Origin of the sequence: Methanobacterium congolense (assembly GCF_900095295.1) — an archaeon.
Taxonomy (GTDB): domain Archaea; phylum Methanobacteriota; class Methanobacteria; order Methanobacteriales; family Methanobacteriaceae; genus Methanobacterium_C; species Methanobacterium_C congolense.
In genome coordinates this window covers 986,667-1,001,113 of sequence record NZ_LT607756.1, presented here as the reverse complement: position 1 = coordinate 1,001,113, position 14,447 = coordinate 986,667, and the positions used below count along the sequence as shown (strand labels likewise).

Below are 14,447 nucleotides of genomic sequence, written 5' to 3'. Positions count from 1 at the left end.
GGGCTTCATTTTTTAGATAAAATTTTTCATATTTTTCCAGGGTTTTCTCATTTTTAACGATTTAGTTCCGGTTTCCTTGGGTTTGAAGAGCTTTTCCTGTACTTCCCTATTAATGATTTCCTGTAAAAATGAAACACTATTAATTAAATTTTCACTTAGATGAGAGTATAGGGGAAAATAAGAAATTAATTTGTTAATATCTTTTTTAAGTAGTATATAATATTATTTAAAAAAAGTTAATGGCAAATGTTATATATTCTCTATTAAATAGTTCTCATTGACAAGGGTTGGGGTTAATGAGGAATTTTCTTATTTGTCATAGAATACCAGAAAGAACATTCAAAATTAAGGGACACTATTTCCCAGTATGTTCAAGGTGTACAGGAATTTACATTGGGGCATTTGCATATTTTGTTTACGCTTACTTTGTCTATGTAAATTATTCATTATCCCTACTTTTATGTGCTTGTCTAATGGTACTTCCAACATTTACTGATGGATTTACACAACTTTTAGGCTTAAGAGAAAGTAACAATACTTTAAGATTCACAACAGGATTATTAGGTGGATTAGGACTTGGAATATTAGTAAAAGCCCTAAAATGGATGATTATAATGGGATTACACCCTTTATAGTAATAAAAGAAGATTGGGAGGTAAAAAAAATATGACAAAAATTTGTCCAAATTGTGGTACAGAAAACTCTGATACTGCTGTTTTCTGCCAAAGCTGTGGAGAAGATATGAAAAAGGTAGCAACCTCAACAAAAACTGCATCTAATGGAGGAATAAGTGGTTTTTGGAACAACCGGGGTAAAGGAGGTAAAGCAGCAATAGGAATTGGAGGTATTTGTTGTATAGGTCTCATATTGATAATAATTTTAGGTGGTATGTTTTCTTCTGATCAAACAACGACAACAGATACAAACTCCAGTAGTGTTTCAAATAGTACATCCGACAGCTCAGCTAGTACCACTTCCACACCAACAGCTACAACACCAACAAAAGTTACAATTTCCCAGTTATATAACAATAAAATAAAAACTGGGACATATGTCCAAGTTACAGGAACAGTCCTACAATCTGACGGAACAAGCCTCAGAATAGAAAACAGTGATGGTCAAGACATAGTAGTTGAAGGAGATAGTTTAAACGCCTATGAAAACAAGGCTGTCACAGTAGTTGGAACATACACTGGACCTAACTCCTATGACACAGTAATGGGCAGTTCAAGAACAGTACCATTCATAGAAAATGCAAAAATAGTATCCTAAAAAAAGGAAATAAACATATTATTTCCTTATCTCCTCATTTTTTTGTAAAATCATATACTCACTTGATCACCGATCTCAGGCGGTGGGTCTGTGTGGTATTTGACAAATTTCTCATGGTATTCTTTTGGTATTCTTTTTTTTGAGTTCTGCTCTGTTACTAACGGCAATTCTCATCCGTAATACTCTTCATAATCTTGGTAGGACCTTTAATTAGGACTTTAGACTTTCTGTAAATGTCCTAATCATTCATGTAGTTGCATTTATATTTGTTAAAGACATCTATGGTTATTCAGAGAGGTTAAAAGATACAATAGAAAAATAAGTAACTTAATTATTGGTTTTTAAAAAACACATCTTCAATAACTCTAAAGATTTGAAGGGGGTTTCATCCCACCTACTTCTCCCTATAAGCCCTAAACCTCCTCCAGAGATCCACAACCCGTAGATCATCTTTATTAACAGAATCTAAATACCTCAACTGTATTGAAATCCCCCGAAGCCACTGCTCCTCAGATTCGCTTGAGATGTACTTTGCACTGGTTACATATTCCAGGTCCTTCTTTGCAGCAGCCAGTGCCTTCTCGAAATCATTCAGGTATTCTTTCTGTTCAAGCTCTGCTATGGCGCGGAGTATGTCGTCCAGGTTCATGGTATCTTCATGGGACATTGAATCCCTGAAATACTTTTTTAAATCCTCACTCTCAATCTTAACCATGAGATGTCACCTCAGATCATGTTCTGCCTTAAAAAGGCCAATATCATCCGTGGAACCTATGAGTCTGACTTTAACAAAACCTCCATCTGGAAAATGAAACGTGAAGTGGTATCTTTCTGGAGGTATCACCCTTGAAGAGCCTTCTTTAATCTTATCGCAGCATCTCTCCTCAAGCTGGTTCTTGAATCGTTCAGCCAGTTCCTCCTGTCCGTGGCGGTACAGGTTTTCGTGTATGGATCCAACTGTACCTCCCACCCGGGTGTGTTTTTTCACTTCCTGAACCAGATCATCGTCCAGCCATTCCTTCAAAGTTTGCCAAGAACCATTCCATAACGAAGCATCCATTCTCTTCATTTTAAAACCTCAAGTTTGTTAAGGAAGACAAAGAGGATTCCTAATACATTTTTATATACAGTCCTTATTATTAGTTTTGCATATGTAACATAATTATTATCCCATCATGGAATAATTGATTTAGATCAATGAAAAGGTGGTGTTGATAAAAACTTCTAAAGAGGAGGGTTACAACCTATTTCCCGAACAATATCATACCCATTATAACAGTTTTAACCTACAGAAAAAGCATTATTTGAAAATTTTCGATAAAATTAAGCCATTTAAGACCAAAAAAGTAAATTTGGATATTAGGAAATTTTGTGGTAGATACAAATTAGAAATAATTCTCTCATTTTTACAAAACAAAGTTGGGGATATAAAGAAAGGAGGTAAAAATGCAAACCGGATAGTCTTTTTAAAGCTAATTTCTTTGTATATCCCCATTTGTTCTAGTTTATATTCTTATTTATGGATTTCGTCGTCTTAACCCAGGGACAGTTATACTTTAAACGTTAAAGTATATAAACTTTGTTATTAAAGGGGAAGTAAGTCCTAAAGAAGGAAGGATGCAATAAAAATAAGGTTTAAATCCACGGCTTGTAATGGGTCATTGTTTCAAGTTCCCTCTGGATCTCAACTGCAAGGGGTCCTATCTTGTCTACAAGGCTCTTCATGACCTGCAGCTGAAATATGCTCTCGTAGTCAGGTTCAATGTTCAGAAGACAGAGGGTTGCATATAAAAGGGATATTGCAGTTGTTTCCAGTGGATCTGCAAGTCCGTAGTCGCTTGTTCCGCAGAGCAGGACCTTCTCCTGGTAGTCGTCCATGAGCCCCAGGCTGTAGAGCCCCCTTGGACTGCCGTGTATTGATGCAGATGAGAACTTGTAGAAGGGACGCAGCGTGTTTAAGTTAACGTACTCCTCAAGGTCCCTGAAGCTTCGCTTTGGAAGTATATCACTGGGTATCCAACCGTAGCTCCAGTGGAAGTTGTCATGGTAAAGTTCGCAAAGCCTTTCCTTTTCTGTTTTGAGTTTTTGAAATTTTTGCTCATCGATTGGCGGATAACCAAGCTTTTCGCACTGATTTCTGTACTCCCTGGCTTCCTTGAACTTCTCAATAACAACGTAGTCCAGGTACCTCTTTGAAACTTCCTCATCATTTTCAAAGAGGAAGAAAGAAGTTACAGCCAGCTCATGCAGGCTTCTCCACCTGGCATTGGCACCATCAGCATATCCAGATTTGAGCAGTACAAGAACCTCACCAGCTATCTGGAGCGAACGTGCATGTATTCTTATTATGGCCTCCTTCTTGGGACTTTCAGTTTCATCCGTGAGTATCTTGTTTGCATGGGCCTCCCCTGCTTCCATTGAAATCATGATCAGAGCTTCAAGGAGATCAAGGGGTTCCCTCCAGCGTTTGTAGAGGGAATCTTCAAATGTGCCCTGAATTCTTCTCTGATCCCGAATGATCGTTCTGCTTCTTCTTTCAATTGATTTGAAAACATCTTCAGATGATTCAACAACCTCCCCCTTGGACACCATCTCCATGATGTTTGGGATGTTCTCAGCCATCTCATGGGGCGTGCCCCCACCAAGGGCGTAGGCCTCAAGGGCAGTTGTTAAAATGAAAAGGTCAAAGTCGTGGTCAGTTTTGCCAGTGCTCTTTATTTCCCTTCTTTTCCTGTGGAGGTAACGTTTCAGCTGGTTCGTGTCAACCCTGGCCTCAACCATTTCCATGGTTTCAGCAAGCTCGGGAAATTCCTCTTTAAAGGTCTCCCTGAAGTTCTTGTAGTAACCTTCATGGATCTTATCTTCCCTTAAGGAGAAGAAGAGACCCAATTCTATTTCCTGCTGAACCTTCCCAGATTCAAATCTGAAGAGTTTCAGTTTATCCCCAAGAACCTCCTCAAGCTCATCTTTATCTTTTACCTCTAAGAAGAACTTGTTTATGAGGTTGGAGTATGCGAAGGATTCAAATGCTTCAAAGAAGTAGTTCTGAAGGATTTCAGATCTGCCGTAGCAGTCCAGAAAGGCAGTTACGCCCCGAAACACCTTGTCCAATCCATCGTAGAAAACAGCCATAAAATAAGTAGGACAGCCTAATATTTAATTATTTTGACAAAAAAAGGATTACCCAATGGGATCATCGCTACTTCAAGAGATGCTATGATAAGGATAAGTAGTTAGTTGGTCATACACTAAGATGTCATATATAAGTTTTTGGTGATAATGAGTTTAAAAGGATTTATCTTATTAAATCATGATATAAAATCTTTAATCCAAAAAAAGATTAAAATACATTCAAGAAGTGATTGAAATACAAGTTTTAACACCTGCAAGTCCAGAGGAACGTAGAAGATACTACAGGGAAGAATGGGACGTTAAAAATCTTCCAGATTTTATATCCAAATCCATCCACAACCGTGAATTTGGATTCGACCATTTTGGAAGGGGGCCCAACGATCGTTACAAGGTCTTCAAAAACACAGATTATCTAAAACGATTCTTAAGAAGTAAAACACCATTTGCTGCCTACTGTTCCGTTGCATTCTATGATAAGCCCAGAAGAAGGGATGGATGGATGAAGGCAGAGCTTGTCTTTGACGTGGACGCCAAGGACATTCCAGTTAGGACTTGCGGCTGCGATGGGGTCTGTGAGGTATGCCTCAACCAGGCCAAAGAGATCGTGTCTGGTTTGCTGGACACCCTAAGGGGAGATCTGGGTCTTAAGGATATTCACGTTGTTTATTCAGGCCGTGGTTACCACGTGCGTGTTCTGGATGAGGATGTCACTCCGATGGACAGTGATGTGCGTGCCCAGGTTGTTAAGTATCTTGTTGGGGCTGATGTGCCCCAGAACGAGTATGGATCCGATGGTATGACCTACAACCTTGAGCATTTCACCATACCCTTTGGATACCCTCAGGTCTTCACAGACAGGGTGAAGTACTCAATACTGCACCTTAATAAGGATTCAAAGTTGGATGATGTGAATGAAAAGCTCATCAAGGACGTTCTGAAACACAGACACCTTCTTGAGGATGATAAATGGGGACTCTTCAAGAACCAGATAGGTCCTCTGAGGTACAAGAAGGTTGTTAAGGGCATAGCATCCCTCAACATGAGCCTTGTGGATGCTAAGGTTTCAATCGACCTTAAAAGGATTTTAAGGCTGCCAACATCCCTCCACTCAATTGTGAGTATGAAGTGCACAGAGGTTAAGAACATAGAAACCTTTGATCCACTTAAGGATGCTGTTCCAAAGTTCGTTTATGAAAGGGATGATTAAAAGAGATTTAAAAATAATTAAATAGGGTTTAATTCCCCCTATTTAATAGTTTTATTTAATTTAAGGCAATTTGAAGTTTTTACTGGAATATCAACCTTATTTTTTACCGTATTGATATCTCTGTTGGTCCCCCACACAATTGCCACTGTTTTTAGTACTTGCGGTACTCTTTTTACCGTACTGGTACCTGTGCTGATCTCCGTCACAATTTACACAGTTACCTGTGTTAGTGTTTTGGTTACCATATTTGTGCTGGTCTCCATTACAGGTGCCATTGTTTTGTCCATTACAGTTTTTATGGCAGTTCTGGTCAGCAGTTCCTGTAGTACTCGTTTTTTGTGTTTGGTTTGTTTGCTGGGTTTGATTTTGGGCTTGTGTTCCACTGGTTATGTTGGTGTCGTTTAATGCAAAAGCAGGTACTATGCTGACAATCAGCACTATAGCGCTGATTAATGCTGCTTTTTGTAATTTTTTCATGCTTTTTTCACCTCCATCACTGTAGGTGAATAAAACATTGTTTTAGAGCATATAAATGATTATTCCGAGTTTTTTCCGAAGTTTCACCCAGATCTCTACCAGATCATTCCCAGGTCACGTAGATTAATATTAAGAATGCAAAGAATTGTATTATGTTTACGAGGAATATGGGTGCTCCCATACCCGGACCCCTGAAGCTTTGATAGGTTATTAGGACCCCTGTAAAAATTATATTCTGCAGGAGAAGCAGGAAAGCAAAGGCCAGAAGTCCGAAGGTGAATTTGGATTTGAAGTCCCTGTAACTTCTTATGTACATGTACAGTAAAATTAGTAGAAGGCATATGTTTCCGATTCCCACAACGATATCTATAGTTATAAATTGGGAGTTTGCAAGATGCATCCCCATTCCTGTTCCATTTCCTCCCTGAAATCCATTTCCTCCTACCATTTTTTATCACCTCTTTAAAAAAATATGAATTCATCTATTTTTTCCTCATTTTACTCATGATCTCCAGGAATAAGGGATAGTTATCTTCCATACGATCCGATAAGAATATCATTTCACCGTACTTCCTCTCACCCTCAGAGTTAACAATGATACTGTGATCTGCTAAGACCTTGATGTGATGCTGAATGGTTTTATAATCCAGATCAAGTTCTTGAGAAAGCTGGTTAACATTGTAGGGCCTGTCATGAAGGGCTTCAATTATTCTAGCCCTATTTTTGCCCCCTCTACTTCCAGCTATCAAATACCATAGAACCCTCTTCATAAAATCACTAGATATATTATATCTTTAAGTTATATGCATTTTATCAATCTTCATCATAATGATAGAAGGAATTGAAAATGATATAGGGAAAACTGGCAAAAATCGTTAAAAATTTAATTTTTATGGTTAATCATATAATCAACAATAGTTCCTCGGTTTTCAAGTTTGATTTGAACTTCTGAAGTTTAAGTTGATAATATAAAAGATCTTTAGGGTCTTGGATTTTTCTTGTTGAAAATAAGAATTTTCCTTTAGTTTTTCCACTTCTTTATGGGCCACTGTTAGTTTTGTTTTTAAAAATATTATTTTATGAGAATAAATGGGCCCTAAAGAGTTAAATTTAAGTATTTACAGAAAATCTGGGTCCTGTTCAGCAATGCAAAATCCACACACAGCCCCAGGATTATCTTTCTGATTTTCTTTTACAGGACATAGGTAAGTTCCATTTTCATATTTAACATTAAAGCCTCCGGGAAATGGTGTTCCAGGTGGGTGAACAGATTCTGCTAAAATAAAGGTTGTGTAGATTGAGATTATTTTATATATCCTAAAAAAATTAGGATCAAACCCTTCACCAGCTTCTACCTGAATCTCTTGCTCATTTAAAAGATTCACTGCTTCTTGAAGCTTTTTAGAGTCCACTTGCTCAGTATAATCCTTTTTATCATCTTTGAGGACTTTGAGTTTGGTGATAAATGCTTCAGTGTATGAGTTGAGGTACTCTTTTCTGTAACTTCCAGGTACATATTTGGCATCTTCACTTATGAAGGTGGAAGCTTTCATTATGTCCATTATACCCACGTTTGATGCTTCTTTTTTCAATATTTGCATCAGTTCATTTTGATTTAACTCATGGATTGGATCTGTTGGTATCATGTTAATCTAGTTTTCATCAACACCATTAGGGTTAGATATTAACTATTAAGTTGATTTCACTGTTTGAAATAATAAATTGTAATTTAACTTAGTGAATGCTTTCTATTTCATCTAAACAATTTAAAAGGTTGTTCCGAACTATGGTGTATGCTGAAGCTCCCCCAAATTTAATGCCTATGGCTGCTGCTTCTATAACTTCTTCTCGCGTAGCTCCGGCATTTATGGCGTTGTTTGCAGAAATAACCATACAAGGCACACATTTAGTAGCTACAGCTGCTGTAACACTCATTAATTGTTTATACTTTGTACTTAAGGATCCTTCTTTGTAATAATGACTTGCCATAGCCATAAATCCATTATAAAGGTCAGGAGCTTCTTTTTCTAGACGTTTTTCGTTAATTTTTTTGTTTTCCAAAATTTCTTTCAATGAATTCATTTTTTAACCTCTATTTAACTCATTTTTTTGAAGGTTTCATCAATCCACGATATAATTTTATCCCTCACTTCTCGGAATACTCTCATTTTTTCTTCTTGTGTCCCATTAACACGTGCAGGATCCTTGAATCCATGATGCATATAATTTTTAGCTCCTGGAAAGAAAGGGCATGCTTCTTTGGCTCCCCCACAAACTGTTATCACCTGATCAAATTCTTGACCTTCAAATTCATTAAGGCTTTTAGAATGGTGATCTGAGATATCAATACCCAATTCACCTAACACTTTAACAGCATAAGGATTAACAGTTGTTGGTTCTGTGCCTGCACTGTGAACATCGTAGTATTCCCCATAAGCATGTTTAAAATATCCTTCTGCCATTTGAGACCTGCTAGAATTGTTCGTGCAGATAATTAATATTTTTTCTTTTCCAATCATTCTTTAAAACCTGCAAATTGAACTTGTCAATAAATTAGTATATCTAAATATTTAAATATAATTATTTAGATAAAATCCTTTATGAAATCCTGTGAAACTGGAAAGAGTTGTCCAGATAATAAACAAATAGAAAAATTGAAAGAAAAGGTAAGTGAACTTCCCTCTGATGAAATATTGCATCGTTATTCTGAGATAATTAAAGCAATAGCTGATCCTACAAGGCTTAAAATATTGTATTTATTAAATGATGATGAGTTATGTGTTTGTGAACTAATTTCAGCATTGGATAAACCCCAACCAACAGTATCACATCACCTCAATATTTTAAAAAACGCAGAACTCGTAAAATGGCGTAAAGAAGGAGTATGGATTCATTATAAATTATCAAATCCAAATATGCTGGATATTTTAAAAAATTTATTAGAAAATGAACGAGGTAAGTAAATGTCAAAGAGCGTCACTGATGAGGTTACAGGGCAAATGCGCGGTATAAAAAGGCTTAGTTTTCTTGATAAATATTTAACGTTATGGATTTTCTTGGCAATGGCTTTGGGAGTTTCATTAGGATATTTTATTCCAGGTGTGGAATCAGTTATTGGTAGGTTTTCGGTTGGTACAACAAGCATACCCATAGCCATTGGATTGATTTTAATGATGTATCCTCCACTTGCAAAGGTAAAATATGAAGAATTAGGAGATGTATTTAAAAATAAGAAAATATTAAGTTTGGCTATTTTCCAAAATTGGGTTGTAGCACCTATTTTAATGTTTATACTAGCGATAGTCTTCTTGAGAGGATTTTCAGAATATATGACCGGTTTAATCTTAATAGGAATAGCACCTTGCATTGCAATGGTAATAGTGTGGAATGAACTTGCAGGCGGAAATACAGAGTATGCTGCAGCTTTAGTAGCATTCAACAGCGTATTTCAAGTGTTTTTTTATAGTATTTATGCTTATATCTTTATTACCGTACTTCTTCCATTTTTTGGATTAAATGGGAGCGTTGTAAATGTTAGTATAACCCAAATAGCTCAAAGCGTGTTTATTTATCTGGGAATTCCATTTTTAGCAGGGATGGCCACAAGATTTGTTTTAATAAGAAGAAAAGGTGAAGGATGGTATAATAATAAATTTATTCCTAAAATCAGCCCTATTACGCTGATAGCATTATTATTTACTATTATAGTCATGTTTAGTTTAAAAGGTAACTTCATTGTCCAAATACCTCTGGATGTGGTGCGTGTTGCAATTCCACTCTTACTCTACTTTGTAATAATGTTCTTTGTAACATTTTTCTTAGGGCATAGGATCGGAGCGGATTACTCTAAAACAACTACAATATCTTTTACAGCGGCAAGTAACAATTTTGAACTTGCGATAGCTGTTGCGGTAGCAGTTTTTGGAATAGGATCTGGAGTTGCATTTGCAGCAGTCATTGGTCCTTTAATAGAAGTTCCAGTACTTATTAGCCTCGTGAATGTGGCATTGATCTTCAAGGACAGGTATTTCACAAAATAAACATTGCACAATGTTTATATTTTTTTAAATCATCATATTTATATATTTCAATATATGAATATAATTTCAAGAGGGGGTCTTGTGGAAGTGGTCTTATGAAAGAGTGTGTTACTAAGGGCAGATGTCATTTGTATATAGAAGATGTAGAAAAATTCAGGGCAATATTATCTGAAATAGATGATGAGGATACTTTGTCCAGTATAACAAAAGTATTCAAGGCCCTTTCTGACCCTACAAGAATTCAAATACTATACCTGCTGCAAAAGGGTGATCTATGTGTTTGTGAAATGGAGAGTATACTTGAAAAACCTCAATCAACATTATCTCATCACTTGAGCATACTTAAAAACACAGATCTTATAAAACCTCGCAAAGAAGGAATTTGGATTTATTACACACTGTTAAAACCAGATATTGTGAAATTTATAGATTTTTTTAACCCAAAAGATACTTTGAAGAAAATTAATGTAATTAAATGAAGTATAAAACTAGATTCTAAGGATAAATTGTATAAGGAGATAAAAATTATGGTAAATGATAAAAAAGGATGCTGTGAAGGTACAGAATATAAAGAAGAACCAATTAAAAATTCAGAAGAAAATGAAAACTGTTGTTGTGGAAATGAATCAACTGCAAACAACCCTGAAAAACCAGAAGTAACCCCTGACTGTGGCTGCGGATCTGGTAATGATGATGTAGAAGAGGATGCTGGATGTGGTTGTGGTTGTGGAGCTACAGAATATCCTGATGAATCACTCATAAACAATCCAGATAAGCCCAAAGTCATAGCTGATGATAACTTTATTAAGGAATTTGAAGACGTCGCGCATTCTAAAGGTATTAAAAGTATAGGATACACACAACTCACCCCTGAATTGTTAATTAAGGACAAATTTATACAGTATCCAAGTGTCATTGTATTGACCATTGAAATGAGTAAAGAACTAATTGAAACAGCACCTGGAGACAAAACTCAGGAATTGAATGATGCACATTATGCAAAGTTAGGTAACTTAACCTATGAACTCTCTGATTATCTCAGACAGAATGGTTATGCAACCGAAGTTGCTCATCCGTATGGAGGTGTTGTAAAATTCTCGGCACTTGGTCAAAAAGCAGGTATGGGATTTATAGGACAAAGTGGTCTTTTAATAACCCCTGAAGTAGGTCCAAGACAAAAAATTTCTGCAATATTCGTTAGTATAGCTAATTTACCAATAAAAGATGAGAATGAACATGCATGGATACCAGAGTACTGTGAGAAATGTGGCAAATGTATTAAAGCCTGCCCTGAGAAAGCATTGATAGAAAAAGAGACTTGCTGTGGTGGTAAAGAGGTTGAATTTATACAAAAGGTTTGTATAGGTTGCAGTCAGGGTTGTACATACTGTATAGAAGCATGTCCATTTGATGAAAAGGGATATGATCATGTTAAAAATAAATTTGACAAAATGAATGCCAAATTAAAGGAAAAACAGAACAAAAAATTTAAACCAGAATTATGGAATAACTGGGCAGAACAAAACTCTCAAATGTTCGCAGGCTTAGTTAATGGAGCTACTATTGCCATATCCATGATCCAAAATGAGGAAAAATTAATTCTTTTAGAAAAAGCAGATCATAACTTAAATGTGACTATAAAAGAATTAAAAGAATTAGAACGTCCTGTAGCTGATTTAATGTTCCTTATTGATGAAAAGGACATTAAAGAAATATTGAATGACACAGCTTCCATAAAATTCATAGATATGCTTTCTTCTGGAAAAATAAAGGTTTACGGATTTATAAGCCAAACACAGCTTATAGATAAAGGATACATGGCCTTTTTAAACAGGTTAGGTCTTAGCCTGGGTGGAGGCGGCTGTTGTTGTTAAATTTTCATTTTTGAATATGTGAAAGTTTTGGTATAATATTCAAAAATGAAGTTCTATATCTATTCCGATTGCCAAAAAGAGAAAATAAATAATCAAATAAGGAATTTAAGTGATGAATATGCATGTTGGATTTATATTAACAAAATCTCCTTCAGAAGAGGGTTTTGATACGTTTTTTAAATTCGCATGTTTATATCTTTTTAAAAACCAGATCTCGAGAGTAAATAATTATACAATATTATTATTTTTTTAAAAGGTTATATTTATATATTTGAATATATGAATATAGTTGTAGAAGGTTGTCTTGAAGAACTGTAATACTGAAGGCATTTGGTACTTAAAATTTTTTTAGACACTTTCGATCTGGAAAAGGACATATCCAGCAGTTACATATTTTTCCATTAGATTATGCAGAATATGTTCCAGATATTGTCATTGTGGAAGATGATCCTGAGAAACTCATGTGGATTGCTCTTGCTTATCTGCATGCTACATGTGGGGAGAGAATACAAAGTTCTACTGCCATACTGCAGGCAACATGTGTTGATGCAACAATCATTCCATTCCTCAGTCAACGCTTGAACTTTGTCTATGGATGTTACGGCTGCAGAGATGCCACAGATTTAGGTGAAAGTGAAGCCGTGATGGGATTTCCAGGATCAATGCTTCCAGAAATTATTGAACATTTGAAATATTTAGATAATAAAGCAATACCCAGATCCCGTTCAAAGGGAGCACTTTCTCTTTTAGAAGGGAAAGATATTGAGGTAAAAAGTTGTTAAAAGTGGAGGAATAAAACATGGCATGGTTTGCTGAATACCCACGGGAAAAGATTGAATGGTATCCAACTATTGATGAGGATAAATGTGTTAAATGTGGAATGTGTATGAACTGCGGTCAGAAGGTTTATAAATGGACTGGAGACGTGCCAATAGTGGCCAACCCCTACAAATGTGTTGTTGGCTGCACAACCTGTGCAACCCTATGCCAGGGAAAGGCGATTTCATTCCCAGACAAAGAAGCACTTCGGGAGCTCTACAAAAAAGAAGGAATATGGGCAAAGGTCAAAAAAGGACTCAAAGAAGAAGGCAGGTTAGAAGTAACCGACTAATTAAACCCTTAAATTATTTTTTTTAATTGATTTGACGTGATACTATAAATTAATACTGAAAATTTTTATTATAACCAAATAATGGGATAAAATCATGGCAAACGATAAAAAAGGAAGTTGTTGTGGATCTGAAGATACTGATCTAGAAGAAGATGAAGAATGCGGTTGTGGATGTGGGGGCTTTAAATATCCAGATACATCCACTAAAAACAACCCGAATAAGCCTAAGTTCATAGCTGACGAGGAGTTCTTTAAAGAATTTGAAAATTATGCATATTCATTAGGTTTTAAAAGTATAGGGTATACACAACTTACGCCTGACTTATTAACTAAAAATAAATTCATGCAGTATACGAATACGATTGTATTGACCATTGAAATGGACAAAGGAATTATTGAAACTCCTCCAGGTGAAAAAGCACAACGATTAAATGATTTAGCTTATGAAAAAACAGGTCGTCTTACTTATATGCTCTCTGACTATCTTAGAGAAAAGGGTTATGCAACAGAAATTGCCCACTCTTATGATAGTATAGTGAAACTCTCTCCACTTGCTCAAAAAGCAGGTTTAGGATTTATTGGAAACAACGGTCTTTTAATAACACCGGAATTAGGTTCAAGCTTAAAAATTTCAGCCATAACTGTCAGTATAGCTAATTTACCAGTGCAAGATGAGAATGAACATGCATGGATACCAGAGTACTGTGAGAAATGTGGTAAATGTGTAAAAGCATGCCCCCATGAAGCTTTAATAGAAAAAGAAACATGTTGTGGTGGTAAAGAAGTTCAATTTGTACGAAAACAATGTATAGGTTGCAGTCAGGGTTGTACTTACTGTATAGAAGGTTGTCCATTTGATCAAAAAGGATATGCTCATGTTAAAAATAAATTTGACAAAATGAATGCTAAATTAAAGGAAAAACAGAACAAAAAATTTAAACCAGAATTATGGAATAACTGGGCAGAACAAAACTCTCAAATGTTCGCGGGCTTAGTTAATGGAGCTACTATTGCCATATCCATGATCCAAAATGAGGAAAAATTAATTCTTTTAGAAAAAGCAGATCATAACTTAAATGTGACTATAAAAGAATTAAAAGAATTAGAACGTCCTGTAGCTGATTTAATGTTCCTTATTGATGAAAAGGACATTAAAAAAATATTGGGTGACACAGCTTCCATAAAATTCATGGATATGCTTTCTTCTGGAAAAATAAAGGTTTACGGATTTATAAGCCAAACACAGCTTATAGATAAAGGATACATGGCCTTTTTAAACAGATTAGGTCTTAGCCTGGGTGGAGGCAGCTGTTGCTGTTAATCCACCATTTTAA

At 35.9% G+C, this 14,447-nt stretch carries 19 protein-coding genes; 10 read left to right on the top strand and 9 right to left on the bottom strand.

The genetic code is table 11. The features are described 5' to 3' along the window. Window positions 1-296: 296 nt before the first annotated feature. Window positions 297-635 carry a DUF2085 domain-containing protein gene (locus tag MCBB_RS04740; protein ID WP_071906679.1) on the top strand — a complete coding sequence of 113 codons (339 nt, stop codon included), beginning with the start codon at window positions 297-299 and terminating at the stop codon, window positions 633-635. A gap of 31 nt (window positions 636-666) precedes the next feature. After that, entirely contained in the window at window positions 667-1,272 is a 606-nt protein-coding gene (locus tag MCBB_RS04735) for a zinc ribbon domain-containing protein (protein ID WP_071906678.1), read from the top strand. Between the two features lie 394 nt (window positions 1,273-1,666). Here the strand turns inward: MCBB_RS04735 and MCBB_RS04730 are convergent, their stop codons facing one another. The 3 genes from MCBB_RS04730 to MCBB_RS04715 form a co-directional block, all read right to left on the bottom strand. Then, a complete protein-coding gene (locus MCBB_RS04730; protein ID WP_071906677.1) occupies window positions 1,667-1,987 on the bottom strand; it encodes a hypothetical protein in 321 nt (106 codons plus the stop codon). Window positions 1,988-1,993: 6 nt separating this feature from the next. After that, window positions 1,994-2,341: a hypothetical protein gene (locus MCBB_RS04725; protein ID WP_071906676.1), complete on the bottom strand. Its 348-nt coding sequence runs from the start codon at window positions 2,339-2,341 to the stop codon at window positions 1,994-1,996. Between the two features lie 566 nt (window positions 2,342-2,907). Further along, entirely contained in the window at window positions 2,908-4,404 is a 1,497-nt protein-coding gene (locus MCBB_RS04715; protein ID WP_071906674.1) for a DUF5677 domain-containing protein, read from the bottom strand. 226 nt (window positions 4,405-4,630) lie between these two features. On the opposite strand from MCBB_RS04715, the gene priS reads away from it, so the two are divergent. After that, the gene (gene priS / locus MCBB_RS04710; protein ID WP_071906673.1) at window positions 4,631-5,611 is read left to right on the top strand and encodes a DNA primase catalytic subunit PriS; all 981 of its coding nucleotides are present in this window, start codon (window positions 4,631-4,633) and stop codon (window positions 5,609-5,611) included. A 96-nt stretch (window positions 5,612-5,707) separates the two neighbouring features. Here the strand turns inward: priS and MCBB_RS04705 are convergent, their stop codons facing one another. From MCBB_RS04705 to MCBB_RS04680, 6 genes are all read right to left on the bottom strand, one after another. Further along, window positions 5,708-6,088 (bottom strand): hypothetical protein, encoded by a 381-nt coding sequence (locus MCBB_RS04705; RefSeq protein ID WP_071906672.1) that lies wholly within the window; start codon window positions 6,086-6,088, stop codon window positions 5,708-5,710. Between the two features lie 103 nt (window positions 6,089-6,191). Then, the gene (locus MCBB_RS04700) at window positions 6,192-6,536 is read right to left on the bottom strand and encodes a hypothetical protein (RefSeq protein WP_071906671.1); all 345 of its coding nucleotides are present in this window, start codon (window positions 6,534-6,536) and stop codon (window positions 6,192-6,194) included. A 34-nt stretch (window positions 6,537-6,570) separates the two neighbouring features. After that, complete coding sequence (locus MCBB_RS04695) at window positions 6,571-6,858, bottom strand: ArsR/SmtB family transcription factor (RefSeq protein ID WP_071906670.1); 288 nt, start codon at window positions 6,856-6,858, stop codon at window positions 6,571-6,573. Between the two features lie 348 nt (window positions 6,859-7,206). Then, complete coding sequence (locus MCBB_RS04690; protein ID WP_071906669.1) at window positions 7,207-7,734, bottom strand: DUF2115 domain-containing protein; 528 nt, start codon at window positions 7,732-7,734, stop codon at window positions 7,207-7,209. Between the two features lie 88 nt (window positions 7,735-7,822). Beyond that, window positions 7,823-8,170: a carboxymuconolactone decarboxylase family protein gene (locus MCBB_RS04685; RefSeq protein WP_071906668.1), complete on the bottom strand. Its 348-nt coding sequence runs from the start codon at window positions 8,168-8,170 to the stop codon at window positions 7,823-7,825. A 14-nt stretch (window positions 8,171-8,184) separates the two neighbouring features. Beyond that, window positions 8,185-8,607 carry an arsenate reductase ArsC gene (locus MCBB_RS04680; RefSeq protein ID WP_071906667.1) on the bottom strand — a complete coding sequence of 141 codons (423 nt, stop codon included), beginning with the start codon at window positions 8,605-8,607 and terminating at the stop codon, window positions 8,185-8,187. 81 nt (window positions 8,608-8,688) lie between these two features. Here MCBB_RS04680 and MCBB_RS04675 point away from each other — a divergent pair, with 81 nt between their 5' ends. The 7 genes from MCBB_RS04675 (at window position 8,689) to MCBB_RS04645 (ending at window position 14,434) form a co-directional block, all read left to right on the top strand. Then, window positions 8,689-9,051 (top strand): ArsR/SmtB family transcription factor, encoded by a 363-nt coding sequence (locus MCBB_RS04675; protein ID WP_071906666.1) that lies wholly within the window; start codon window positions 8,689-8,691, stop codon window positions 9,049-9,051. After that, window positions 9,052-10,128 carry an ACR3 family arsenite efflux transporter gene (gene arsB / locus MCBB_RS04670; RefSeq protein ID WP_071906665.1) on the top strand — a complete coding sequence of 359 codons (1,077 nt, stop codon included), beginning with the start codon at window positions 9,052-9,054 and terminating at the stop codon, window positions 10,126-10,128. 95 nt (window positions 10,129-10,223) lie between these two features. Continuing rightward, the gene (locus tag MCBB_RS04665; RefSeq protein ID WP_071906664.1) at window positions 10,224-10,607 is read left to right on the top strand and encodes an ArsR/SmtB family transcription factor; all 384 of its coding nucleotides are present in this window, start codon (window positions 10,224-10,226) and stop codon (window positions 10,605-10,607) included. A gap of 48 nt (window positions 10,608-10,655) precedes the next feature. Continuing rightward, a complete protein-coding gene (locus tag MCBB_RS11935) occupies window positions 10,656-12,002 on the top strand; it encodes a 4Fe-4S binding protein (RefSeq protein ID WP_071906663.1) in 1,347 nt (448 codons plus the stop codon). Between the two features lie 377 nt (window positions 12,003-12,379). Continuing rightward, window positions 12,380-12,784: a DUF169 domain-containing protein gene (locus MCBB_RS04655; RefSeq protein WP_084789779.1), complete on the top strand. Its 405-nt coding sequence runs from the start codon at window positions 12,380-12,382 to the stop codon at window positions 12,782-12,784. Between the two features lie 17 nt (window positions 12,785-12,801). Further along, complete coding sequence (locus MCBB_RS04650) at window positions 12,802-13,113, top strand: ATP-binding protein (RefSeq protein ID WP_071906661.1); 312 nt, start codon at window positions 12,802-12,804, stop codon at window positions 13,111-13,113. A 94-nt stretch (window positions 13,114-13,207) separates the two neighbouring features. After that, entirely contained in the window at window positions 13,208-14,434 is a 1,227-nt protein-coding gene (locus MCBB_RS04645) for a 4Fe-4S binding protein (RefSeq protein WP_071906660.1), read from the top strand. The last annotated feature ends 13 nt before the right edge of the window (window positions 14,435-14,447 follow it).